The organism is Dictyobacter halimunensis, assembly GCF_036245075.1.
Genome location: NZ_BSRI01000001.1, coordinates 252628 through 277805 on the forward strand (window position 1 = coordinate 252628; position 25178 = coordinate 277805).

The 25178-nt window shown below is 53.3% G+C and carries 18 protein-coding genes; 11 read left to right on the forward strand and 7 right to left on the reverse strand.

Features of this window, described 5'->3' with window-relative positions; genetic code table 11:
• Window positions 1-240: 240 nt before the first annotated feature.
• The 3 genes from AABA21_RS01125 to AABA21_RS01135 all read left to right on the forward strand — a co-directional run bounded on the left by AABA21_RS01125 (window position 241) and on the right by AABA21_RS01135 (window position 3890).
• Entirely contained in the window at window positions 241-1527 is a 1287-nt protein-coding gene (locus AABA21_RS01125; RefSeq protein ID WP_338250984.1) for an MFS transporter, read from the forward strand.
• 273 nt (window positions 1528-1800) lie between these two features.
• On the forward strand, window positions 1801-2352 hold the full coding sequence (locus AABA21_RS01130; RefSeq protein ID WP_338246960.1) for an RNA polymerase sigma factor: 552 nt from the start codon (window positions 1801-1803) through the stop codon (window positions 2350-2352).
• Complete coding sequence (locus AABA21_RS01135) at window positions 2352-3890, forward strand: WD40/YVTN/BNR-like repeat-containing protein (protein WP_338246962.1); 1539 nt, start codon at window positions 2352-2354, stop codon at window positions 3888-3890. Before AABA21_RS01130 ends, AABA21_RS01135 begins: the two co-directional genes overlap by 1 nt.
• 91 nt (window positions 3891-3981) lie before the next feature.
• Here AABA21_RS01135 and AABA21_RS01140 read toward each other — a convergent pair whose 3' ends face one another.
• Window positions 3982-5214, reverse strand: coding sequence for an MFS transporter (locus AABA21_RS01140; protein WP_338246963.1), 1233 nt, complete (start codon window positions 5212-5214; stop codon window positions 3982-3984).
• A 197-nt stretch (window positions 5215-5411) separates the two neighbouring features.
• On the opposite strand from AABA21_RS01140, the gene AABA21_RS01145 reads away from it, so the two are divergent.
• The gene (locus AABA21_RS01145) at window positions 5412-6041 is read left to right on the forward strand and encodes a CGNR zinc finger domain-containing protein (protein WP_338246965.1); all 630 of its coding nucleotides are present in this window, start codon (window positions 5412-5414) and stop codon (window positions 6039-6041) included.
• 65 nt (window positions 6042-6106) lie between these two features.
• Here AABA21_RS01145 and AABA21_RS01150 read toward each other — a convergent pair whose 3' ends face one another.
• From AABA21_RS01150 to AABA21_RS01160, 3 genes are all read right to left on the reverse strand, one after another.
• Entirely contained in the window at window positions 6107-7477 is a 1371-nt protein-coding gene (locus tag AABA21_RS01150) for a TrpB-like pyridoxal phosphate-dependent enzyme (protein ID WP_338246968.1), read from the reverse strand.
• 185 nt (window positions 7478-7662) lie between these two features.
• On the reverse strand, window positions 7663-9747 hold the full coding sequence (locus AABA21_RS01155; protein WP_338246970.1) for a GxGYxYP domain-containing protein: 2085 nt from the start codon (window positions 9745-9747) through the stop codon (window positions 7663-7665).
• Window positions 9748-9854: 107 nt separating this feature from the next.
• Window positions 9855-10994, reverse strand: a complete 1140-nt coding sequence (locus AABA21_RS01160; RefSeq protein ID WP_338246972.1) for a Gfo/Idh/MocA family protein — start codon at window positions 10992-10994, stop codon at window positions 9855-9857.
• 337 nt (window positions 10995-11331) lie between these two features.
• Between AABA21_RS01160 and AABA21_RS01165 the strand changes: the two genes are divergently transcribed.
• From AABA21_RS01165 to AABA21_RS01180, 4 genes are all read left to right on the forward strand, one after another.
• Window positions 11332-12042, forward strand: a complete 711-nt coding sequence (locus AABA21_RS01165) for a FadR/GntR family transcriptional regulator (protein ID WP_338246974.1) — start codon at window positions 11332-11334, stop codon at window positions 12040-12042.
• A 30-nt stretch (window positions 12043-12072) separates the two neighbouring features.
• Window positions 12073-12933 carry a phytanoyl-CoA dioxygenase family protein gene (locus AABA21_RS01170; protein WP_338246976.1) on the forward strand — a complete coding sequence of 287 codons (861 nt, stop codon included), beginning with the start codon at window positions 12073-12075 and terminating at the stop codon, window positions 12931-12933.
• Between the two features lie 22 nt (window positions 12934-12955).
• A complete protein-coding gene (locus tag AABA21_RS01175; RefSeq protein WP_338246978.1) occupies window positions 12956-14092 on the forward strand; it encodes a mandelate racemase/muconate lactonizing enzyme family protein in 1137 nt (378 codons plus the stop codon).
• 91 nt (window positions 14093-14183) lie between these two features.
• Window positions 14184-16043: a beta-L-arabinofuranosidase domain-containing protein gene (locus AABA21_RS01180; RefSeq protein WP_338246980.1), complete on the forward strand. Its 1860-nt coding sequence runs from the start codon at window positions 14184-14186 to the stop codon at window positions 16041-16043.
• A gap of 101 nt (window positions 16044-16144) precedes the next feature.
• On the opposite strand, the gene AABA21_RS01185 is transcribed toward AABA21_RS01180, so the two are convergent.
• Both AABA21_RS01185 and AABA21_RS01190 read right to left on the reverse strand, forming a co-directional pair.
• Window positions 16145-17365 carry a cation:proton antiporter gene (locus AABA21_RS01185; RefSeq protein WP_338246982.1) on the reverse strand — a complete coding sequence of 407 codons (1221 nt, stop codon included), beginning with the start codon at window positions 17363-17365 and terminating at the stop codon, window positions 16145-16147.
• A gap of 9 nt (window positions 17366-17374) precedes the next feature.
• On the reverse strand, window positions 17375-18037 hold the full coding sequence (locus AABA21_RS01190; RefSeq protein WP_338246984.1) for a phosphoribosyltransferase: 663 nt from the start codon (window positions 18035-18037) through the stop codon (window positions 17375-17377).
• A 262-nt stretch (window positions 18038-18299) separates the two neighbouring features.
• Here AABA21_RS01190 and AABA21_RS01195 point away from each other — a divergent pair, with 262 nt between their 5' ends.
• The 3 genes from AABA21_RS01195 (at window position 18300) to lysA (ending at window position 22258) form a co-directional block, all read left to right on the forward strand.
• Entirely contained in the window at window positions 18300-18731 is a 432-nt protein-coding gene (locus tag AABA21_RS01195) for a nitroreductase family deazaflavin-dependent oxidoreductase (RefSeq protein ID WP_338246986.1), read from the forward strand.
• A gap of 943 nt (window positions 18732-19674) precedes the next feature.
• Complete coding sequence (locus AABA21_RS01200) at window positions 19675-20925, forward strand: MFS transporter (protein WP_338246988.1); 1251 nt, start codon at window positions 19675-19677, stop codon at window positions 20923-20925.
• Between the two features lie 46 nt (window positions 20926-20971).
• Window positions 20972-22258, forward strand: coding sequence for a diaminopimelate decarboxylase (gene lysA, locus AABA21_RS01205; RefSeq protein ID WP_338246990.1), 1287 nt, complete (start codon window positions 20972-20974; stop codon window positions 22256-22258).
• An 82-nt stretch (window positions 22259-22340) separates the two neighbouring features.
• Here the strand turns inward: lysA and AABA21_RS01210 are convergent, their stop codons facing one another.
• Complete coding sequence (locus tag AABA21_RS01210) at window positions 22341-24971, reverse strand: family 43 glycosylhydrolase (protein ID WP_338246992.1); 2631 nt, start codon at window positions 24969-24971, stop codon at window positions 22341-22343.
• Between the last annotated feature and the right edge of the window lie 207 nt (window positions 24972-25178).

Below are 25178 nucleotides of genomic sequence, written 5' to 3' on the forward strand. Positions count from 1 at the left end.
ACCTTTATATAAAATATTTTTTATTATGCCAGATAGTACTACATATATTATGCTCTCGTATATATCTCCACTTCTGCAGGGAGTATCATATGATTATGTGTTGTTTATGTGTGTATTGAGGAGTGGAGAATGAAAATATTATCAAGAACCTCTCATAGGCTGAATATACGCTTTAATGCACTTTTCAAATTACGAACAGGAAATACTGTAGATCCAACCCGGGTTGTCGTTCTGGTATTCATGCTTTGTAGTCTGCTCATGTCAACCAGTATGGGAGTCACCATTCCTGTTTTTGCCCATCTGTTTAAAGAATCCTCTTCCGGTTTAAGAAATCTAAGCTTCATGATGATGGTCCCTCATCTGGCTATGCTGATCCTGGGTCCTTTTATTGGTGAATTGGAGGATCGCTATGGCAAACGTCCATTCCTACTGCTTGGCTTTGTCGGGCTGGTTGTCGCGGATATAGGATTTCTCTGTGTTCATGCCGCTGGGGCATACATCGGCCTGCGGCTTTTCCAGGCCGTCGCCAGCGTAGGTATTATGCCAGCCATGATGGGAATGTTCGCGGATGTCGTGCCCAGTCAGCAGAGAACGCATCGCATCAGCCTGATGATGACAGGCAGCGCCGGTGGCATGACACTTGGCCCTGTCATGGGAGGATTTCTCCTGACACACTGGGGAACTATCGCTCCTTTTGGCATGGCCGCGCTCTTAAACTTTAGCGTGCTTTGCGTGGTCTGTATTATACTTCCCAAAGTATTCACCAATCAGCCATGCATACAACAGGTCTCCAGGCGCAAAGTTGCAGTATGGCGACCCTCAAGAAACATGCTCATACCTTTTATGGTCCCACTTTCCTTCTTACTGGGTCTGCTCCTGCTTGATTTTGTGTCAGCGTTTGGACAGTCATTCGTCGCCCCACAGAGAGCTCTCTATCTTTACAAAGTGCTACACCTTACACCCATGCAGTTCGGTCTGCTTACAAGCACCCATGGATTATCCATGTTGCTGGGCCTCATTGCCTTGAGCTTATGGGGAGAAAAAACAAACAAACGCACAACGATTGTGCTTGGCTTCTTGAGCCACGCCTTCCTCATCTTTTCGCTGCTATTTGTCCACCAATTTAGCTCCCTGTTTTTGATCTCGCTCTTCGCAGGCATAGGAGGAGGAATGGTAAGACCACTGCTCAGCGCCTACTACCTGGATCGCACCACACCTGAGCATCGCTCAAGCTTGATCGGCATCAAGGAGGCCGTGACCGCGCTTGGCGAGATCGCCGGTTCCCTGACCGTCGTGCTTGCCAGCGCCTGGCTCATCCCCCACAGAACCTTTTTACTTGGGGGCAGCATCATCGTCATCGCCAGCATGATCGCCTTCATCATCCTGAAGTCACATCGCATCGCCTTGCCATCACCAACCATACTCGCTCATGCCATCCACACGGATGAAGCGCTAAACGACATGCTGCCAGAAGTCGCCCTCGCCACCGAGCAGATCTGCCCATCCCACGAATCCACCAGCAGATAGATCCTGCCTTCGAGCGATGCGAACATTCCTGCGCTATCTATCATAAGAATGTTCGCCTCGCCTCAACTTCCCCGCTTATACCCTTTTTTGTGTGAGGCGTGGAGCCTGCGCCGCGGCGCAGGCTCCACGCCTCACACAAAAATAGATTCGGGCGCGTCAGCGCCCTCCGCCTCAACAGACATACCGATTTCATAGTCATGAAATCGGTATGTCACAATTTTCATTGCTGTACGATATTAGGGATGAAAATCTCAAGAGAGGAAACATCCAGGTATGCAGCACCATCCTCCCACCCAGGAGAGTGACGCCTATCCGACCGATGAGTCGGCGCTCTTTGATCGCTATGGCTCCTTTATCTTCTCGTATATTCTCAAACATATAAGCTCACGCGAAGATGCGGAGGATCTGACGTTAGAAGTCTTTACAGCCGCGCTAGAACAAAACACGCTGCGTCAACTCCCACCAGAGAAGCAACTGGCCTGGCTGACCCGGGTCGCCCACAATAAACTGATAGATGCTTACCGCAAGATGCAGCATCGCCAGAACGTCAATATCGATATATTCAGCGACATACTCTATGGTGATGACGAACCAGAACAGATCTTGATGCAGAAAGAGATTGACCATCAATTACATCAACTCATTCAGCAATTATCCCCATTCCAACAACAGCTCTTATATCTCCGCTACGCCCACAATCTGAGCTCGGCTGAGATCGGCGCCCTGCTAAACAAAGGTGAAGATACCATTCGCCAGCAGTTGTCGCGCATCAGAAAACACCTGCGCGACAGCTATCTCAGACACGAACAGAAAGGAGGCCGCTAATGTCTAACCCAGAAGATCTGATCCGGGATGAGGTTGAGTATCCAGCCCAAACCCAACAACTACAAAAACACTATATGCGTTCACAGGACAATCAGCGCTCCCTGCTGAGTATCCGCACCCGCCTGCTTGAACTGCAAACAACACAACACACTACATCAACGGCAACAGAAAAATCTCAACCCATACCAACGGCAGATCTACCCGATGAATCGTTCGATAACCCGGTGATTGGACAATTTCGCCAACCTTTAGATATTCATCCAAACAGACAAAGGAAAAACACGATGCGTACCTGGTATCGGGCAGCACTCATTGCCGTGCTATGTATAGCCATACTCGGTAGTCTATGGTATGCCCTGCTACAATTGCCCCACCAGGCAGGACAACCAGTCCAACCACACAAGACACCACAACAAGATTCTTCTATCCTTGAGATTCTCACAATGACGATGACCAGCCCTACCAGCGGATGGGGGGTGGTAGTAACAGCACAAAACGAGACGATGACGCTCGCCCACACAACTGATGGGGGAAAAACATGGCAGCCCTTTAATTCCATACAGCGCCAGGTCAGCCGGATGGTTACCTCTGCCTTAGATGACCAGACAGCCTGGATCATCCTGAATACCAGTTCTGATCCCCATGCGTATGGGTCGGCCATGCGCACGACAGACGCCGGAAAGCATTGGACCGATCTACGCCTGCCTCCCGAGGTACAAGATGTTACCTTCATTGATCACCAGCATGGCTGGGGCTGGAACATTAATCCAATCTCGCAAGTAGAAAGTTCACGCACAATATATGCTACCGCGGATGGTGGTACCACATGGCACAGCGTTAGCGTGATGGACCCCAACCGCAAACCAGGCGATACGGTCACTGGAGCGTTACCCTTTGACGATGTTCTTGATATACAATTCGTGACCGCGCAGCATGGCTGGGCCATTCTCAGTGCTCTTAACGGCATCCCACACGCATACCTCTACCAGACACAGGATGGTGGGAAAACCTGGACATTACAACAGCTGCCTCAACCGGCGTCTGGCCCAATCTCCGGCATCCATGTGCCAATGCAAGAAGATAAGTCAGCTGGCGCCAGCCTTTTTGTGCGACCGCCACAATTTTTCAGTCCACAAACAGGGATCTTAAGCGTTACATCGCAGCAGAACGCGCAAAGCCCACTCAAGCTATACTTGTATGCCACTAACGATGGAGGCCAGCACTGGTTGCCACTGGGAAATACTATCGAAAACGAGGGCAATCTGCTTATGCTGGATACTTCACACATTTTGCTAGCAAATAGAACGGCGATCACCCCGTACACACTCATAAACAACCAGTGGCAAAAGCAGCCTTCCCCAAAGATAACGGGACCAATAACATTCGCTATTGCCAATGGCAGCCATGTCTGGATTCACACCCAGCAAACGTCCGGCAAACAGATGGTTGAGACCCTGTATATGAGCAGCGACAAGGGGAATTCCTGGCAGCAGATCCTGCACAGAACTGTCCCTCCACTCACATTGACATATCCTTAATCCTCTATACAAGAATGAGGTCGTGCTGAGAGCATAGGTGAATACGATTTATGCTCCCAGTACGGCTTAAGTTAGCGAAGAGATCGAGATATTATATGTCGACCGACATGCGAATTGGCAGGAGCAAACCAAAGGTGAGGATAATCCCTGCGGCCAACGCTAACGGGAGAAAAGCGATTATGGGCACATAGGTAATGTCCCACAGCCAGCCTCCGATGAAAGGACCCAGAAACGAGAAGAGATAGCCTACAGTCAACATTCGGCCCGTCCACAGCGCGACCCTCTCTTGCTGCACCAGCAGCGCGGGCAAGGCCATGGTCAGTGTGTAGATGATAATGGTTGCACCTCCCAGCAGCGCCGCCCACAGCGGCTCCAGGGATATAGGTGTCCAGATCCATCCTGCCAGTGCAAGCAGGCAGAGCGCTCCACAGATAAGGAAAGGCATCCTGCGACCAGCCAGCCTGTCAGCAAACAACGTAATCGCCAGCACAGATGGAAGCTGCGCCGCATTCAATGCACCCAGCGATACCCATGTGAGTGAGGATGCATGAACAGCCTGGTTATATGGGGCGATCCAGGCATTGGTGCCGAAGTAGATCAGTTGAGCCCCACCAAGCAATAAACCAAGGCTCCAGGCATTAACAAGAGGAGGTCTATGCACAGGCACGGCAGGCGATGGTTTCTTCACTGATGAGGAGATCTCCCCTGTCCGCTCAACAGCATTTGCAGGCGCCAGCCATAACCACAACATAAATGTAATCGCCACAGGAATACTCCAGAAAACAAAGCTGCTGGCCCATGCGTTACTTCCCAGCCAGATCTGCATGACTGGAATAGTGAGACCTGCGCCCAGCGTCTCACCTACGACGACTCCATCCGTATACAACGCGGTCGCCAGTCCAATGCGGGTGGCGAACCATTGGCGAATCAGTGCGGGAATGGCGGTCTGAGAACAGGCGCTCCCCAAACTCAATAAGGCGGTAAAAATGTACAGGGGCAAGGCGGCCGGCCACAAAGCCCGTAGAGCGGTTCCAATCGCGACGAGCAGCAGGCCAGAGGCAACCATGAAGCGGCCTCCCAGGCGCCCGATCATGATACCTATTGGCAACGATACAATACCCATTATCAGCGTTGGTAAAGATGTGAGCAGGCCCGTTTCAGTATGGGACAGATGCAGATCGTGGCTGAGCAGGGGCAGAATAGGCGGAACCCCCAGCAGACCTGTACGCAGGTTGATACCCACCAGAATAAGCAGTGTCAGCGTCAGGCCCACACGCCAGAAACGTGGTTTCTTCACAATGTCTCGTTCGCGTACGTGGTTCATATCCTCTCCATATCTAAAGAAAGGTTACATCCCTTCAGTTGGGATGCTCCAATCCGTTTAGCTATGCCCATAACCTCACGATATACCATGTTTAATGATCTAAAGCCAAATTAGTCATTAATACGGTATCACATTATGGTATAATGAGTCAAATAATCTTTGATCATTATAAATTCTCTCAGGAAGAGGCTGAATATATGGATGAAAAGAGAAGAGAGATAGGGACAATCGCGTTGAGAGGCGAGCAACTCTGCCTGAATTTCACCAATACCGTGAGCTGGCATGCCTCGGATCATCCCCACGAATGGATCCATAGCTACAATGATCTTCTTAGCTGGAGTCGGCACACCGGCATGCTGGATGAAGATGAATATGGGCAACTGCTGCAAGCAGCGAAACACTGGCCCACAGATGCCGCAGCTGTATTATCCTCGGCACTTACCTTGCGCGAGGCGATTTATCAAATCTTTTCAGATGTTGTGGCGGACCATTCTCCTCAACAGGAGAGCCTGGCAATCTTTCAGCAGGCCTATGCGGACGCGATAGTGCATGCCCAACTCGTGTTGGAGGCCGAAGGCTTTACATTCAGTTGGCGACACAATGCGCGGAACCTTAGCTTACCACTATGGGTGATAGCGCACTCGGCACTGGAACTATTGCGTTCCCAGGAATGGAGGCGCGTGAAGAAGTGTCCGGGAGATGGCTGTGGGTGGCTCTTTGTGGACCGCAGTCGCAATCAGAGTCGTCGTTGGTGCAACGGACAGAACTGCGGAAATCGCGTCCGCGTACGCCAGCACTATCAGCGCCGCCGTACTTCCGCATTATGATCAGCGGTGCTCAACAGCGTCTAGCCTGTACTGGTGTGAAATCACACCAGTACAGACGGCTCAGGTTATTTTACCAGGGGCAGGCGCGACTGAGCGGCCGCGATCTCCTGTTCGGGATGCTCATGATCCAGCAGGCGTCCGGCAAAGTAGGCATCATAGGCTGCCATGTCGAAGTTGCCGTGACCGCTGAGATTGAAGAGGATAACACGCTCTTCACCCGCCTCTTTGGCCGCCAGGGCCTCGTCAATGGCGGCACGCACGGCGTGTCCAGTCTCGGGCGCTGGCACGATCCCTTCGGCACGCGCGAACGTCACCGCGGCGGCGAAGACGGGATTTTGTGGATAAGCACGTGCCTCGATGTGGCCCTCGCTATAGAGCTGTGAGATCAGCGGTGACATGCCGTGGTAGCGCAGGCCACCGGCATGGATCGCAGGAGGCATGAAGTCGTGGCCCAGCGTATGCATGCGCATCAAAGGGGTCGCGCCCACCACATCACCGTAATCATAGGCATAGAGGCCTTTGGTCAGGGTTGGACACGAACTGGGTTCGACGGCCAGGAAACGCGTTTTGGGTCCACCACGCAAGGTCGCGCCGATGAAGGGAAACGCCAGTCCGGCCATGTTGCTGCCACCACCGACGCAACCAATGACCACATCAGGATAATCGTCGGCCTGCTGCATCTGCAGCATAGCCTCCTGTCCAATCACGGTCTGGTGGAGGAGGACATGGTTGAGCACGCTACCCAGGGCATACTTGATGCTGCCGCCGCTCTTGCCCGCGACCTCAACAGCTTCGCTGATGGCCAGGCCCAGGCTGCCAGCGCTATCAGGATCGCTCGCCAGGATGCTACGGCCCGCGTCAGTCAGATCAGTTGGACTGGCATGCACGGTCGCTCCATAGGTCTGCATCAAGTTCTTGCGATATGGCTTCTGCTGATAGCTGATCTTGACCATAAAGACTTCGACATCCAGGTTAAAATAGCTACCAGCCAGCGCCAGAGCTGAACCCCATTGACCGGCTCCAGTCTCTGTCGATAGCTTCTTGACGCCTTCTTCTTTATTGTAAAATGCCTGCGCCACGGCTGTGTTGAGCTTGTGGCTGCCAACGGGACTCACTCCCTCATACTTGTAATAGATGCGGGCAGGCGTATCCAACGCCTTCTCGAGCCGACGCGCGCGATACAGAGGAGAGGGCCGCCACTGCGTATAGATCTGACGAATCGGGTCCGGGATCTCGATCTGGCGCTCGCCGCTCACCTCCTGCAAAATAAGAGCCTGCGGAAACAGTGGGGCCAGATCATCTAGCGACACCGGCCGCTTCGTTGCGGGATGCAATGGAGGTGCCGGTGGATTGGGCATATCAGCCACGATGTTGTACCAGCTTTTAGGAATATCTGCCTCACCTAGCAGGTATTTCGTATGTATATTGTCTGGCATAGCACTCCTCTCTTTATGCAAATGAAGAAATATCAACAGCTTCGCTTCTAACACTAGAACGAGGCGACGTTGCTTGTCAAGCATAGCTACATCATAACAGATACTACTGTACTAATTATAGAGGAGCTGAAACAGTGTTTCAGCTCCTCTATAATTAAGGTCACAAGCGCCGTAGGCACGAACCGTCAGCTGTACATGGGCAGCCCATTCGCCTTGCGCATGAGCTGAAAGTATTGATCACCACGAACGATGCTGTAGCGGCTGCCAAGACGTTGAGCGATATAGGCCGCGTCCGACGCTGGTGCTGGGTTCCAGGCCAGTAGGGAGACGGCAATAAACAGAGGTGACTTTCCATCCCAATGGGCTGCGTTTTGCTGAATAGCGGCTACGATCCCATCCCGGCTGGTTGCGTCCAGCTGGGTTGAGATAGGAAGCCTGCTGTTAATGGTCGAGCTACTCTGTGGATACCACCAGTTAAGCAAGAGTCCATTCAAATTCATTTGATTATAATAGGCCTGCGCGACATAGGCGGGCAATGGCGAACCCACATCTATGGCGTAGACGATGTTTGTGCCCGCTTTACGTAGGTATCGACCCGAGACATTCAAGAATCTGTTCAGGTTATCCTGTGGCCAGACGGACGGATTAAAGTATCCCAGGCCCGAGGGGCCAGCGACCAGCAGATCATTTCGAGTAGCCGTCCGTTGATAATAATTCAACATCACCGGTGCGATATCGAGCAGCGCGGGACTGATCGACCAGTTGAGCGGCACACTACCACGGGCAGGATCTTGATCCCAGACGTACCGCATATGGTGTTCATCGTATTGGGCATTGTCACCATCACTCATGGTAAAGGTGACATAGATGTTATTTCCCAACTTCGGCGTCGCAATTGGCTTGATAGGATAGGAAGGCGCCTGCAGTCCGGAAAACACACTCATGTTGTCAAAGCTATCCGAAGCAACAACATATACTCCATGCCTGGAAATCAGGCGTACCCCGGCAGGCTCATTATCGAACCAGCCCAGGTAAGGAGTGCCCGGTTGTACATCAGAAAGAATCCTTTCAAACAGGGCGCTATCGGCGGCATTATTGTTGGTTTCCAGCCAGAATACCATCGCCTGGTTAGCGACCGCGTACTCACGCAAGGAAAGCGAGCCTGGTATCAATTGATCGGAAGAAACCAATGGCTTGATATTGGAAACAGAAACATTAAACTCGTTCCACATCTCAGCATTTACAACAAGCTGCCTGGTACCGACTGGCGGTACAAAGCGATAGACAAAGTACCGAGGTCCGTCAGAAAAGCGGTGTGGGTCAATCCCGCTCATGTCACACCCAGATCTGCCGTGATCAAAGAGATACTGCTCCTCATCCTGTGTACATGTCACAAATTGAATGATGTTCTTTCCATCAGCACTGACGCTGATCTGACGGACAGAAGGCCCCCAGCCATCTTGAGGAAACGCGTCCGCAAAGCGCAGATAGACGGCATCACTACCCAGTTCGCGGGACAGGTCCATCGTATAGATGGCTCGATTTAAGTCATCGATAATCGGCTGGCTTTCTTGCAAGATCGTTCGGAAGCTCTGCCAGTTGTTCTGGGGAACCATAACGCTCTGCGCTGGTTGCAGACCAACCAGCATCCGATGGTTGGTCTGAGGCCAGAGGTGCTCATATTGCCAGGTATTGGCCTCCAATCCACTGGCAAATCTGCCACGAAAATCCGCCAGTAATGGGAGGTTATATGGTGCCGCACTCAGTCTGGTGGCCAGCTCCGGGCTGACAACTATGCCACTATGGATACCGGCGAATGTCGTAGCTACATTGATTGTATCCAGTACGCTGTGGTCAAAAATGACCATCCCCTGCGCTTGATGAATATACTTGTTTACTACCTGCCAGGGATCGTTATACACTTGATACGGGATATGGATATCGTTGAGCCAGGTATATTGTCCTTCGTTCGGCACGCCGTTAATGACATAGATCTGCGGCCGCTGCCGGTTCACGATACCTTGAAGGGTCTGTAACAGAAGGATAAAGTCCTGAGGAGCGTTGCTCAGTAGCGCAACATCAAGATATTGAGCCCTGGCAAAGGTGGGTAAGGCCTGATTTTGCGGCCAACGAATACCGCTGGCAACTTCCGGCCGGGCAAACGCATGCGCCGCTGAGATGCGATCAAAGCCGGCGATTCCCAGGCAAAGAGAGAGCAGGAAGAGGGCCATCAGAAAATGGTATAAGCCCTTGTGGGTAACTTTCAACATCAGGAAACCTTCCTTAAATCTTTTGCTCTTATTGCAAATTAATATATACATTATAAAAATGTGACGCTTTCCTGAGATCAAAAGCGATTTTATTTTTATGGCGTGGATTATGCGAATGCAGGAATAGTTATTAATTCCCCATCACGCAGGGCCGATGCATGAGCACAGATGCCCGGAACTGTCCAATTAGCAGCGGTGGTGGCATCAACAGCGGGGGGGCGCCCTTCGACGATGCTGCGTACAAATTCATGTACCAGGTGGGGATGCGAGCCGCCATGACCGCCTCCAAAACGAAACGAGCGCTGCGCATCGCTTTCATCATAGGGGACCGCTCGCGTAAAACGCGCAATCTCGCGCGGCAGGTGCTCAGCAAAATCGGGAGTGTGGACACGGGTCGAGCTAGCGGTACGCCCATGGCGTCCTGGCTGGAGAGGCTGCAGGGTGAAGAGAACTGAGCCTTCGTGATCGAGTTGCTCCCACTCAAAGCCCTGCCGCTCTCCATAGACAGCAAAGCTTTCCATATAACTGCGCGCGGTCTGGAAAAAGGACATCGTAACTTCTGCCGCCAGCGGCGATTGGTACAGGCGAAAGAGGGCCGTTTCCAGGGGAAATGTATTGGGGAATCGCCCGCGCAGATCAGGACGTAATTCACCGGAACCCAGGCAATGAACCTTGCTAGCATGTGTTTCGGCCAGTGCCAATAGTGGAGAGAGTGCATGCGTGATATAGTGCATCGGTGGATATCCCCGCCAGTATGAAGGATATCCCTCCAGGTCTTGTATATGCGCACCGCGCAGAAATGTAAGTGGACCCAGCGTTCCTTCATCGCGCAAATGTTTGACATAGAGAAACTCACGTGTATAGACAGAAGTCTCCATCATCATGTAATTCTTCTGTGCCCGCTGCTGGGCCGCGATAATGCGCTCCACATCTTCAATAGTAGTCGCCATGGGGACCGCGCTGGCACAGTGCTTGCCAGACGCGAGAACGGCGCATACATGTTCAGCGTGAAATGAGACCGGCGTAAGCACGTGGACGGCGTCATACTCATCGCCGGCTAGGACATCTTCAATGTGCGTATGGCGACGCGCGACACCAAATTTATCCCCGACCTCCGCCACCCTGGCCTCGTTCGCATCACAGATTGCCACGTAGTCAATATCAGGATGTCGCAGATATAGTGGAACAAACTCTTCCCCAAACCCCAGACCGACGATCGCGACACGTACTCCATTGGTCCTTGCCATACAAATACCCCTTCCCACAACATAAAAAATGCGAAAACAGAACGGCAATACAGGTATGTGATTATATAAGGGCGAATGTGGATTTTAAAATGAGCAGAAGATATATTTTAGAATAATAAAGCTTTACTTAAAAATTTAGCATATCATTATGTAATTACCTAAATAATAACATATAATGCTAAAAAGTTCCAGTGCGTACATAGAGAATTTCTAAGTTAGAACGCTTTACTGCTCAACTGGCACGCTGATCATCACAGCGGCATTGACAATGGTCAATATCATCCTTATACTTTGAAAGTGATGTAATGACCACATCACTTTAAGAAAGAGGACAACTGTGGTTGAAATAGCCAGACAACGTTTGAGCGATCAGGTTGCTCAACATCTGCGTGAAATGATTATTGAAGGGGAAATCTGTGCTGGGCAAGCATTACCATCCGAGCGCAAGCTGGCTGAACAATTTGATGTTAGCTCTGTGGTAATTCGCGAAGCACTCAAAACATTGAGCGTCAATGGGCTAGTGGAGATACGGCATGGATCTGGCTCATTTGTGACTACACCTGATCAGTGGCGAGTCGCCGAACCTATCGCAACCCTGATTCGCGCTGGGCAAGCCGATCTGTTACATGTAGTGGAGACGCGAGCGGTACTGGAGATTGAGATCAGTGGTCTGGCGGCTACGCGCCGTACAGCGTCCGATCTGCAAACGCTCGATACAATTCTAGATCGCATGGAGTCTTCTCAACATGATCCTGTCGCCCACAGCGCCGCAGACATGGGATTTCACCGTGCGCTGGCCACCAGCGCCAATAATCCAGTCATGGCACTTGTCCTGGAGCCGCTGCTAGGACCGATCCAGACCCTCATGCTGCGTGGGACACGCCTCGCGGAGGCAACATCTCGCGCCGTGGAAGAGCATCGCCGCATTCGTGATGCGGTTGCGTCCGGTGATCGTGAGGCTACGCGTGAGGCTATGCGCCTGCATATGCAGACTAGCCGTAAAGAGGTCAGCTCGCTACAACAGGTGCTTTCCAGCGCCAAAGCCTGAATACAATATCTAAAGAGAAGGGAGACCCTGATGATGAACTCAAGGATGAGCCAGGACATACACACGCCCAATGGAAAGGCGGAAAACATACACCTCACGCCTGCCCAGCGCCTCCACTTTGATGTGTATGGATATGTACTGCTCGAGAACGTCTTGACCTCCGACGAGGTAGAGCGTATGAAGCAGGCCCTCTATCGTCTCAAGGCGGAACCGGACCTGGATGCCCACCGCGTATACGTCAACAAGCGGGGCGAGCATATGTTTCATGTCGGTCACGTGGTCGAATATGATCAGGCACTCCTCGAATATGCCAGCCATCCGCGCCTGACTCCTCTGGTAAAAGAGATCGTCGGTGGAGCAATTCGCCTGGAGGAGTCGGAAGCTATCATCAATCGACGCGATCCCCAACTTATTCCTGCTACCGATGCGTATCGACGCACCCTGCCCACCGGTTTTCATACTGGCACGCGCCACGGCTGGGGCACCTATATGTCGAATCAGCACTTCCACTGTCTCTTTGTAAAGACGCTGGCATACCTGACGAATGTAGGGCCCGATGACGGAGGTACCGCCGTTATCCCCGGCAGCCACCGCCTGGGCTGGAAAGAGCGCGACATCATCGACGCCGCTTTATCAGACGAATCGCTCATCTATCAGGTCGAGGCAAAAGCGGGTTCCGTCCTTTTGTTCGCGGAATCGCTGGTCCATAGCACTACCGCTGTACGCAGCGATCGGGAACGCGTGGTATTGATCAGTGGCTATACACCGCCCATGATGCGCGAGTGGCCCGGCAATGAAATCAGTCCAGATTTCGTAGCCACCTTACCCGCAGACATCCGCCCCTTGATCTCTGGCAGCGACAGCTGGCACTGGCGCCATGATGATGCCTAGCCATTCATGGAGAAGGATATCAGTGAAAATTGCCGATATAGAAGCGATTCCTCTGCGCTTGCCGGATGTAGATGATGTCCGCTGTGACGGAACTCAGGATGCCTTGATTATCCGCGTCCATACCGACGTGGGGCTGATTGGCCTGGGGGAGGCTGATTCGTCCCCGACAGTGGCGAAAGCTATCGTCGATGCTCCTGCCAGTCACATGCTGGCGCGTGGCCTGCGTACGATCTTGATCGGACAGGATCCGTTTGATGTGCAGATGCTCTGGCATAAGATGGTTGAGGGCACCATCTACTTTGGACGCTCAGGAACTGCCCTACAGGCTATCGCTGGTGTGGATATGGCACTCTGGGATATCGTTGGACAGGCGGCGGGTCAGCCTGTCTCAAAGTTTCTTGATGGCTCCTATCGTGACCGCGTTCGCGTCTATGTCAGTATGATCATGCCAGAGACGCCCGAGGAAGTACATGAGCAGGTCGGTCAGCTGGTGGCGCAGGGATATACCGCGATCAAACTGGGCTGGGGACCGTTAGGACGCGTTTCAGATGACCTGGACGTTGCCCTGGTACAGGCGGCACGTGAAGCCGCCGGATCACGTGATCTCATGCTCGATATCGGCCTGGTCTGGGATTCCACCCAGGCGATCAAGATGGCACGCCGCTTTGAGCCATTTGACCTCTTCTGGCTTGAGGGACCACTGCCACCCGATGACCTGGCCGGCTATGCCAGGCTGGCGGATCGCGTCGATGTGCGCATCGCCGCTGGAGAACAGGAGACGACCTACCAGGGCTTTATCAATCTCATTGAAAAGGGGCACGTGAATGTGGTGCAGCCCGACCTCGCACGCTCCGGTGGACTAACGCCCACTGTACGGCTGGCCCAGTACGCCTATGACCACAATGTCCTCTGCATCCCACACGCATTCTCAACCGGTATCCTGGTGGCAGCTTCCCTGTACTACGTCGCCAGTATGCCACATGGAAAGCCAGCAGAGTTCACGGTCAGCGAGAGCTCGATCGCCCGTGACCTGCTCACGAAACCTTTCCAGCTAGAGAAGGACGGCACCGTACGCGTACCCCAGGCACCGGGTCTGGGAGTGCAGCTCAATGAAGAGATCCTGCGCCGTTATGCTCAGGTTCAAGTCAGGGATCTGTAAAAGTAACAGAAAAACGGGTGAAAAGGATGGGAAGCAATCATTGAACTCCAGTAATGTATCTTTTCAGGAACCAGCGAAAAGCTTCTTTCACATGTTGCCAACAGGCGCGATTCGGCCGGCTGGCTGGCTGTATGAGCAGTTGCAGTTGCAGGCGCAGGGACTGACTGGACATCTAGATGAGATCTGGCCCGATGTCGGTCCTAATAGTGAGTGGCTGGGTGGAACTGGCGAGGGATGGGAACGTGGACCATACTATTGCGATGGGCTCATCCCACTGGCCTACCTCCTGCAAGATGAACGCCTGATCAAAAAGGCCCAACAGTGGGTTGAGCACGCGTTGAATAGTCAAGGAGAGGATGGACAGTTTGGTCCGCGCAGCAACCAGGATTGGTGGCCACGCATGGTGATGCTGAAAGCACTGATTCAGTACTATGAAGCGACGCAAGACCCGCGTATCCCCGACTTTATGACGCGCTATTTTCGCTACCAGCTAGCCCACCTGACACAACAGCCATTGCGGGATTGGGCGATCCAGCGTGGCTACGATAACGTGCTCTGCGTTTACTGGCTCTATGCGCAAACCCATGAACCTTTCTTGCTCGAACTGGTCGCGCTACTTGAAAAGCAAACGCTGTCCTGGGCGGACTACTTTGAGAACTTCGCCTACAAGGAGCGGCAGCCGACGGGTGACAACAATCGTCTCACCCATGTCGTGAACGTCGCTATGGGATTGAAAGCCTTCGCGTTCCATGCCATGCGCGATAGAAATAATCGGCACCAGCATCTACAGGCCGCTAAAGAAGCCATCGCGACGCTGATGCGCTATCACGGGCAGGTACAGGGAGCATTCTCAGGCGACGAACACCTGGCAGGTACAGACCCGACCCAGGGTGTCGAGCTGTGCGCCATTGTCGAATTTATGTTTAGCCTCGAACAGCTGATCTGCATGTTTGGTGCGGGACAGTTCGCCGATCAGTTGGAGTCGCTGGCCTACAATGCGCTGCCCACAACCATCACAGCGGATATGCGCGCCCATCAGTATGACCAACAGCCCAACCAGGTGACCTGTACGATCGCCAAACGCAACTGGACCCTGAACGGCGATGATTCCAATATCTTTGGGCTGGCTCCCCACTTTGGCTGCTGTACCGCCAATATGCATCAGGGCTGGCCAAAACTGGTACAATCGCTCTGGATGGGGACGGATGGCGATGGCCTGGCCGCTATCGCTTACGCTCCCTGCACGCTTCAGACGCGACTGGCAAACGGAACCGAGGTCACATTAGAAGAAACCACTAGCTACCCATTTGAAGAAACGGTCCGTTTTTCGCTGCAGCTCAGTCAATCCGCAACATTCCCCATGCGACTACGCATACCAGGCTGGTGTAAAAATGCAAGCGTTACAATCAACGGCCAGCAGATCGGCATCGTCGGGCAGGAGGCGGAGCAGGGCTTTATCTCTCTTCAGCGCACCTGGCAGAGCGGAGATCGCGTCGAACTACATCTCCCAATGGAGGTGCGGGAGATCCCTCGCCCCCGGGATGCAATCGGCGTCGCGCTAGGCCCACTGGTCTTCGCACTACGCATTGGAGAGGAATGGACGCGCCTGCCAGATACTCCCGGCTTTGGCGATTGGGAAGTACGCCCGATGACCACGTGGAATTACGGCCTATCCACACCAACCGACCAGAGTCCTGCGGATCTCTATCGTGTTGAGCGTGGTCCCTTAACAATGCCGCCATTCGGGCACGAGCAAACGGCGGTCCGTATCCGTACCAGCGGATACAAGCTACCAGAATGGTCGCTGGTGCAGAACTCCGCCGGTCCCGTGCCATCAGATGCAAGACTGCCGGCGGATAGCACACCAGAAGCGATCATGCTTATCCCATACGGCTGCGCCCGCCTGCGTATTGCCGAGTTCCCACACGTCAAAAGCACCGCGCAGGCATAATTCCAGAACCGTAGGTGCCAGGCGCTTACGTTCCACCAAAGATAATATTTTTTCCTGAGAGCACACTAAAGGAAGAGCTTGTTACTAACGCTCTTCCTTTATCATACCGGATTGAGTTCGGGCGCGCGCTGCCGCAAGAGGGTCAGAGCGATTATCGGAAAGATAATCACAGAAAGTACTCCGGCGGCGATCAGAGCGGCGACGTTCGCTTTCGTGAGCAGACCCAGGTCCAGACCGATCTGCGAGGCGGCGACGATAAACGACAGCGAGGTGGCCTGCAGCAAACCCGCGACGATAGAGCGCGGCGGGCCAACCAGCGGGCGATAGAGCAGCGCTGGCAGGCCGCGAATGAGGAGCAGGGCCAGCAGGAATAGTGGCACGCGCAGAATGGTATCCGTGCTGGCGAGCAAGGCTTTCAGATCAAATTGTATGCCGCTGGTGATAAAGAAGGTGGGGATAAAGACTCCAAAGCCAATGGCTTCGAGCTTCTGCCGAAAGTGTGGGTGGGTTAGCATGCGATCGCCATCGATCTGCCGGAGGATGACCCCGGCGATAAACGCGCCCAGAATGGTTTCCAGCCCCAGTACCTCTGACAGCGCGGCGAAGGCAACCAGTAAGGCAAAGGCTCCGCGCACACGGATCTGGGCCGTGGTATCTTGCAAGCGTACCAACACGGCAGCGAGGCGTGGTGATCTTTCAACGCGCAACACGACAAAAACGCACATGATAGCCACCAGTACGAAGCCTCCCAGCAACACAAACTTCGCACCTGTGCTGGTAGCCTCATGTGAAAAGAAAAGAGAAAGCAGAATAATCGAGCCAAACTCGGCGAACATCGCGCCCGCAATGACCAGTTGACCAAAACCGGTCTCGCTCTCACCAGCATCTTTCAGGATCGGCACAACGATGCCCAGCGCGGTCGCGACCAGGATAATAGCGATAAGTAACGGTGAGACCACCTGCCCGGCCACGTAAAAGGCATAGCCCGCGAGCAAGGCCAGACCCAACGAGATCAGAAAGGCCAGCGCCACATACGTCAATAAGCGACCCCTTAAACGCTCCAGTTCGACTTCCAGGCCAGCCAGAAACAGCAGAAAAGCTAATCCTAACAGGGCGAGAATCGAGATTGGCTGATCAACTCTCACCCACCTCAGTACAGAGGGACCAATAATGATGCCACCCAATATCTCCAGCACCACTGCTGGCAGGCGGCGTAAGGGAGAAAGGCCTAACAGCAGTGGCGCCAGAAAGGCCACCGCGACAACAATCAACAATCCGGTAAAGGAGATCGTCGGCATGATAACCTCGCGCTTATATTCCACACGACCATCTCAGCCAACTCCCGGCTGCTCATGGCTGGCCTGTTCAAGCAGGGTGCGTACCTCTTTGTCGCTGGTCTGATCAAAATGTCCATACCAGCTGCCAACAGAGTAGAGTATATCAAGTTTCATGGGGCAGACGACCTCGTTGCCCTGGGCCGTCAATTCATCGCAGGTAGTAATGGCGGCAACCGGGACGGCGATAATAGAGCGGGCGGCCTGCAGTCGTTGGACGGCGGCGACGGCGGCCCGCATACTAGCGCCTGTCGCCATCCCATCATCTACCAGCACAACAGTGCGCCTACGTACGTCATAGGGCGGACGGTTGCCGCGATAGAGTTGCTCGCGCCGCTCCAATTCCTGCTGTTCGCGCACCGTCACCTGATCAATAATAGCGTTCGGAATCTTCAAAGTGTTGACAACCTGTTTATTGAGGATGCGTACGCCGCCGGAAGCTATCGCACCCATCGCCAGTTCTTCCTGACCGGGCACGCCCAGTTTGCGTACGATCATCACATCCAGAGGCGCGTGTAGTTGATGAGCCACCTCAAAGGCGACGGGTACACCACCTCGAGGTAATGCCAGCACCAGCACATCCGGACGATCGCGATATGCCAGCAATTGCGCGGCTAATTGCTGACCGGCGTCTTTGCGATCACGAAATTGCTTCATCATGATACCTCCTCTTCACCCTTCACGACTCAGCTTGTATGATCACTCCTTCCCCATTATGACACAAATGGTATATGCCCTAAAATGTGAGCAGCGCGTCCCTGAAAGCTAGATTCCTACGTTAAATTCAGAGACGCTAAAGAGAAAACACCCGCGATTATCAAGCAGCGACCTGTGCTTAAAACCACGCGAAAATGGTAGAATAAGATAACAGGCACTCATCAATACATGGTCTCAAATATAGCATCGAAGGATATTTCAACGTATGAAAATGAATCCCTTGATTGAAATGCTCTGGAAAGGCTTTGTGCAGCTACATATCGCCCTGTATCGCCTGACCAGAGGCCGCTTCATGAGTAAACGCACAATCCTGATCACGACCATCGGGCGCAAGAGCGAAAAACCACGTACCAGGGCGCTGTACGGTATACAGGACAATGGCAACTATGTCTTTATTGCCTCCTATGGCGGCTCCTCTACACATCCTGACTGGTATCGTAACCTGCAGGCTAATCCACGCGTAATCGTTGAGGATCATGGGCGCACCATCACCACTCGGGCCAGCACCGTCACCGATGAGGAAGAATATAAACGCCTCTGGTCTCGCATGACAGCCATGTACTCTGGCTACGATGACTACCAGAAAAAGACCGAGCGTAAGATTCCGGTGGTGCTGCTCGAACCAGAAAGACCATAGCAATTGCTCAGCAACAGTGGTATTTTTCTATCTCTAAGAATGTATCTTACTCTCATGCTCATCGACTGCTGCCTGCAGGAACATTCACACCTGAGTGGCTCCCGAATCCGTTTTGTGTTGGCGCATGCGGTGGCTCCCGAATCCGTTTTGTGTTGGTGCATGCGGTGGCCCACGAGTCCGTTTTGTGTTGGCGCATGCGGTGGCCCACGAGTCCGTTTTGTGTTGGTGCATGCGGTGGCCCACGAGTCCGTTTTGTGTTGGTGCATGCGGTGGCCCACGAGTCCGTTTTGTGTTGGCGCATGCGGTGGCCCACGAGTCCGTTTTGTGTTGGCGCATGCGGTGGCCCACGAGTCCGTTTTGTGTTGGTGCATGCGGTGGCCCACGAGTCCGTTTTGTGTTGGCGCATGCGGTGGCCCACGAGTCCGTTTTGTGTTGGCGCATGCGGTGGCCCACGAGTCCGTTTTGTGTTGGCGCATGCGGTGGCCCACGAGTCCGTTTTGTGTTGGCGCATGCGGTGGCCCACGAGTCCGTTTTGTGTTGGTGCATGCGGTGGCCCACGAGTCCGTTTTGTGTTGGCGCATGCGGTGGCCCACGAGTCCGTTTTGTGTTGGCGCATGCGGTGGCCCACGAGTCCGTTTTGTGTTGGTGCATGCGGTGGCCCACGAGTCCGTTTTGTGTTGGCGCATGCGGTGGCCCACGAGTCCGTTTTGTGTTGGCGCATGCGGTGGCCCACGAGTCCGTTTTGTGTTGGTGCATGCGGGGCGCGGATGCGCCCCGCATGCACCAACACAAAAACCAGCGCGGCTGCGCAGCAGACGCGCGTATGGGGGCGCTCACGTGCCTCCAGGGTGATGGTAGTAAGGCCCACACTAAGCAAATCTATCATCCAACGAGTCTCTTGAGAACATTTATCGGGCAAGGGCTATTTAGAGAGAGAAGACATATGGAAGTATCAACGATCCCTAAAAGTCTCTGGCGGCACAGCAATTTCCTTAAATTATGGATTGGACAAACTATCTCTAGCTTCGGGTCCGCCATCACGGCCCTGGCTCTACCGTTGACGGCTATTGTCATATTGCACGCGACTTCAGACCAGATGGGCATCCTGCGTGCCGCGCTCAGTCTGCCAGCACTTTTGAGTCTTTTTTTTGGCGTCTGGGTAGACCGCATGCGACGTCGTATGTTGCTGATTCTGGCTGATACGGGACGTTTGCTGCTGCTGAGTTCGATCCCGCTGATTGCGTGGCTGGGCCTGTTGCGCATCGAATACCTGTATATGATTGGCCTGCTGATAGGAGTGCTGACACTGCTGTTTGATCTCTCTATTACCTCGTTTTTGCCTTCACTGGTAACACGTGAGCAGTTGATGGATGGTAATAGCAAAACGCAGCAAAGCGATGCGCTTATCGCCATCGTTGGTCCAGGCGCGGCTGGTGCGCTCATCGGACTCCTCACTGCACCGATAGCGATCGTGATCGATGCTATCTCGTATCTGGCCTCGGTTATCTCACTGCTGCTAATCCACGCACCAGAAGAAGAGTTGCAATGTCGGCCCGTGCGCCGTTCGATCTGGCTGGAGATTGGCGAGGGGATACAGGCTCTCTGGGCTACCCCCATCCTGCGCGACATGACGATCCTGTCCGTACTGGGCGCGCTCTCTCTCAGCATTCAACAGACAATCTTCTTGCTCTTCGTGGTACAGGATTTAAAGCTGACCGCCTTTCAGGTGGGTCTGGTTTTGAGCACCAGTGGCATCGCTGGCTTGTTAGGTACCCTGCTGGTCAGTCGCACAGTACAGCGCAGAGGTCCTGGGCCGACGATTCTATTGGGCCAGAGCCTGACAGCACTGGGAGCGATAGTGATAGCGCTGACAGGTGGCTCTCTACCACTGATCCTGGCACTATTGATCGGTGGGCAGGCGCTTTTCAGCCTGGGAGTTCCATTCTATAGCATTCCGCAACTCAGCTTGCGTCAGGTCATGACACCCGCCCATCTGCTGGGACGCGTCAATGCCAGCCGTCGCTTCCTCGTCTTTAGCATCATCCCCCTGGGGGCACTCATCGGCGGTCTACTTGGTGACAGGTTGGGTCTGCGTATAACCCTCCTGATCAGTGGTCTGGGTATGCTCCTCGCGCTCTTCTGGGTCTTCTTCTCCAGCATCCGTCGTGCACACGAGTTCCCCAAAAGCGGATGAAATCATGATACTATTTAAAGATAAAACATGTTCTAAGGATGGATAGATGGTAGAAAAGCAGATCCCTTTTACCCCAACACAACTCGAGAAAATTATTGAAAATTATCCAACTCCATTTCATATTTATGATGAAAGAGGCATTCGCCAGTCGATTCGTGACCTCAAGCAGGCCTTCGCCTGGGCCGATAACTTTATCAACTTTTTCGCGGTGAAGGCGCTCCCCAATCCCTATATCCTGCAAATCATCAAAGAAGAAGGCTTCGGGGCCGACTGCAGTTCGCTACCGGAACTGCTGCTGGCCGCAAGCGTCGGCCTGACAGGCGAAGATATTATGTTTACCTCAAATGAAACTCCGGCTGAGGAATATCGCCAGGCCAAAGAGATGGGCGCCATCATCAATCTAGACGACATCAGCCATATTGAGTATCTAGAGCGGCATGTCGGCCTCCCCAATCTGATCAGTTTCCGCTACAATCCGGGGCCCCAGCGAGAGGGCAACGCTATCATTGGCAATCCGAAGGATGCTAAATATGGATTGACCTACGATCAGCTGTTTCAGGCCTACGCGCTGATGAAGCAGAAGGGAGTGCGCCGTTTCGGACTGCACGCCATGATCGCGTCCAACGAGCTCAACCCGCAATATTTTATTGAGACCGCCAGCATGCTGTTCGATCTGATCGTTGAGCTATCGCGAAAAGTGGGCATTACCTTTTCATTCGCCAATCTGGGCGGTGGTATCGGCATTCCTTACCGACCCGATCAGGAGAAGTTCGATCTAGGAGCGTTTTCTCGCCAGCTCAAAGGGCTCTATGAGCGCAAGATCGTCAACAACGGTCTGCACCCATTAAAGCTCGTCATGGAGTGTGGCAGGCTGATCACTGGTCCCCATGGCTACCTGGTCACCACGGCGCTGCATAAAAAAGAGACCTATAAGGACTATATCGGGCTCGACGCCTGCATGACCAATTTGATGCGGCCGGCTCTGTACGGCGCCTACCACCACATTACCGTCCTGGGCCGAGAAAAACAGCCGCGCACACACACCTATGATGTGGTCGGCTCACTATGCGAGAACTTTGACAAATTCGCCATCGATCGAGGTTTACCGGAGGTCAGCATTGGTGATACACTGATCATCCATGATACCGGCGCCCATGGACACGCGATGGGATTCAATTATAATGGGAAGCTGCGCTCGGCCGAGTTGCTGTTAAAGGAAAACGGCGACGTGCAGTTGATCAGGCGCGCGGAAACGCTGGCAGATTATTTCAGTACCCTGGATTTTGCCGGGCTGCCGTCATCCACTACACCAGGAACAGAAGAAATTAAGTAGTAGCGATAATATATCATGGTCCATAAAAAAGGAGAGACCAGACTAATCCGGTCTCTCCTTCTGCTAATAGCTAGCGCACAGATCAGGGCTGACTGTAGACGTGAACGTAATCAAATTTGGCGGGAATGGTATTGACTGGTCCAGCCGAGAAGGCGAACAGCCCAATCTTAATGGGATAAGCTGCCGAGGCAGGATTCAGATCCCATGAATTTCCCTTCACCCAATGCACATCATCCAGACTGCTATAGGGGGTGTAGACGTTGCCAGCCCGATAGACACGCAGCCACATAGTGACCGTTGGATTGGTAGCTGTGCTGCCATTCACGGTTGGTTTGGGATTCGAGAGGTAGTCCCAGCTCTCACCCTCCAATGGACACTGCTGAGCCGTGTAGGTCTTGATGGCGACGTTGCTGCCTGGTGCCGGCTGTACATCACAGCTGGTTTGATCTCCTGGAGCCGGGTCCAGACTTTCATGTCCAGCAATAACCTTGTTCAGCGATTCATGGTGCGTGGCGCCCACTTTGATATAGTGGTCATCATCGCTATAGACGAGCAGACCCGCCTGCTGGTAGTTGGTATTTGGATCGAAGGTCATCTTCGTTTCCATCATATAGTTACCAGCAGGAGCATTCTCTAGCAACAGATTGGTACCGTTATTCGCGTTGCGATAGAGATCTCCATTGACGGTGATCGAGAGCTGTCCATTCGCCAGCGAATGCCGCGTGGGATCTTCACGTACCCATGACCATTGCGGTCCCAGAGCACCATTGAACTCATCGGAGTACTGAGCAAGCGAAGCACCCGCTGCTGGTACCTGCTGTGGCGGTGCCACATGATGCGTCAGAGGTGCCGTCGTTATATTGTCGAAGTCGGCCGTAGCATTCTCGGTGATAAAGCCAACCTTGCCGTCGTTGTGGCGGAAAGAAGCTGGGAACGCTCGCTCCTGTACCGCAACCGGATCGCGCTGCGAGTCCGAGAGCGTAAAGCGGAAGCTTACCTGTCCTGGCTGGCTGGTCATATCATCGATGGTCAGGTAGTGCCAGTCCGTAGGATCAAAGCTAGCCGGCAACGGCGTGGATTGCTCCTGCTGGATCACATGACCGTTCTGGTACGCTGCCGTTACTAACGTCTTGTGAGTTGGATCAATGAAGGCTGAGATAAAGGTCCCCTGGGCGTTGCCCTGACCTTTTTGCACATAAGAGACAAAACCACCATAGCGCCCGTTGCTTCCAGCCTTTTCCAGCCGCAGATTGAAATCGGTACGCCCACCCTGAGGAACCGTCTTCTGGCTGACAAGCAGTGCCTGGCCATTTGCGTTCTTTTGCGCTACGTAGCCACCAGCGGTCACATCGCCGCTGACGACCTGCCAGTTTCCGCCCACCGTCTGCCAGTTGGTGCTCAGATCGCTATTGTTGGCGGTATTGAAGTTGTCACCAAAGGTTGGCGTGGTTACCGGAGCGACGTTGGTGAGCGATGGACCCTTGCCGTCGTTAACGATCGGCCAGCCGTCGGCCGTCCAGTCGATACGATCCATCAGCAACTGGCGGAACGAGATGCTCGAACCATTAACCCAGCCGTTATTCTCATCGACACCATGATAGATGATCCAGTCCTGTCCGGCAAGGTCGGTAATAATAGCGTTGTGTCCTACACCGCGCCACTTGTTGCCATTCTGCTTGAGCGTGGGATAGCCACCACCCTGCGCCCCGCTATTGACTCCAGCTGGATCGGTGGAAGGACGCTGTGTCGGAACAGGCTGACCAGTCGGCGTCACCATCGGGAAACCATTCTGATCGACAAACGGTCCCAGAGGCGAGGTGGCACGGCTCACCACGACGCTATAGGGACTCTCAGGACCATTACAGCAATTGGCCGAAGAGGAGAAGTTATAGTAGTATGCCTTGCCATTTACGTCGTGGCGTATGACGTACGTACCCTCATAACGATCCCAGTGTCCTACCTGGTACGCGGGCCCGGTCACCTGCAGACCATCAGATGCCAGCTTCTGAACCAGCGTGCCACCATAGTAACTACCGTAGTATATGTAGCGCTGACCATCGTGATCGGTAAAGACCGCCGGATCAATGGTCCAATAATAGCAATTGGGATCGGTATTGTAGACGCAGGATCGTGGCGGCACAATCGGCCCATGCTGATAGCTACCACCCGCTGAAGGGCCAACATCCTGCCACGGACCCGCTGGACTATCAGCCACCGCCACGCCTATCGAGCTGGGACCGGACGAAGTACCATATTTGGGCAGAGCTTTGGTGGCCGAGGCCGTATAGTACATGTAGTATTTATGGTTGAAGTACTGGATGTCCGGCGCCCACAGACCAGCACTGGGATCTACCCAATCAGGTCGGGAAGCCATGGCGTCACCCACAAACTGCCAGTGCACCAGGTCAGTGGAACGGTGAATGGGCAGGATATGGTAAGATCCGTCCTGCCAGCGATCCGAGGTAGCGATAACATAATAATATCCATCAAGCCCTTTAATGATAGATGGATCCGCCAGGTTCTGAGGAATAATTGGATTGCTATAGGTAGCACCAGCCTGCGTAGCCGTTGGTTGCGAGGCGGTACTCGTTGTAGCGCTGGCCTGGGCGCTACCAGACAGTGAGCAAATCAGTAGCACAACCAGCGGAATAACACTATACCCATAAGCTGGTTTCAATAGCGCTGCCTTCGCTATTGTAAATAGACGCGACATATGCAGCTCCTTTGCCTGAAAATAGATCCTCCGTGCACATTACAAATATTCTTTTTTGATTTTTACAACGATGTAAAGCAAATGTAACATGCGAAATTCACTTTTGTCAATGCATAACGATATCAAACAAGCTCTTCAAAGTGAGAAAGTGATATAATTCCTATTCGCAGGTCATTCGCCAAACCAGAAGAGGGAAGAACCACGAGG

Bases quoted from the DNA above. Each gene is read 5' to 3' on its own strand.
- AABA21_RS01125 (WP_338250984.1), top strand. From the start codon at position 241: ATGCTTTGTAGTCTGCTCATGTCAACCAGTATGGGAGTCACCATTCCT.
- AABA21_RS01130 (WP_338246960.1), top strand. From the start codon at position 1,801: ATGCAGCACCATCCTCCCACCCAGGAGAGTGACGCCTATCCGACCGAT.
- AABA21_RS01135 (WP_338246962.1), top strand. From the start codon at position 2,352: ATGTCTAACCCAGAAGATCTGATCCGGGATGAGGTTGAGTATCCAGCC.
- AABA21_RS01140 (WP_338246963.1), bottom strand. From the start codon at position 5,214: ATGAACCACGTACGCGAACGAGACATTGTGAAGAAACCACGTTTCTGG.
- AABA21_RS01145 (WP_338246965.1), top strand. From the start codon at position 5,412: ATGGATGAAAAGAGAAGAGAGATAGGGACAATCGCGTTGAGAGGCGAG.
- AABA21_RS01150 (WP_338246968.1), bottom strand. From the start codon at position 7,477: ATGCCAGACAATATACATACGAAATACCTGCTAGGTGAGGCAGATATT.
- AABA21_RS01155 (WP_338246970.1), bottom strand. From the start codon at position 9,747: ATGTTGAAAGTTACCCACAAGGGCTTATACCATTTTCTGATGGCCCTC.
- AABA21_RS01160 (WP_338246972.1), bottom strand. From the start codon at position 10,994: ATGGCAAGGACCAATGGAGTACGTGTCGCGATCGTCGGTCTGGGGTTT.
- AABA21_RS01170 (WP_338246976.1), top strand. From the start codon at position 12,073: ATGATGAACTCAAGGATGAGCCAGGACATACACACGCCCAATGGAAAG.
- AABA21_RS01180 (WP_338246980.1), top strand. From the start codon at position 14,184: ATGTTGCCAACAGGCGCGATTCGGCCGGCTGGCTGGCTGTATGAGCAG.
- AABA21_RS01190 (WP_338246984.1), bottom strand. From the start codon at position 18,037: ATGATGAAGCAATTTCGTGATCGCAAAGACGCCGGTCAGCAATTAGCC.
- AABA21_RS01195 (WP_338246986.1), top strand. From the start codon at position 18,300: ATGAAAATGAATCCCTTGATTGAAATGCTCTGGAAAGGCTTTGTGCAG.
- AABA21_RS01200 (WP_338246988.1), top strand. From the start codon at position 19,675: ATGGAAGTATCAACGATCCCTAAAAGTCTCTGGCGGCACAGCAATTTC.
- lysA (WP_338246990.1), top strand. From the start codon at position 20,972: ATGGTAGAAAAGCAGATCCCTTTTACCCCAACACAACTCGAGAAAATT.
- AABA21_RS01210 (WP_338246992.1), bottom strand. From the start codon at position 24,971: ATGTCGCGTCTATTTACAATAGCGAAGGCAGCGCTATTGAAACCAGCT.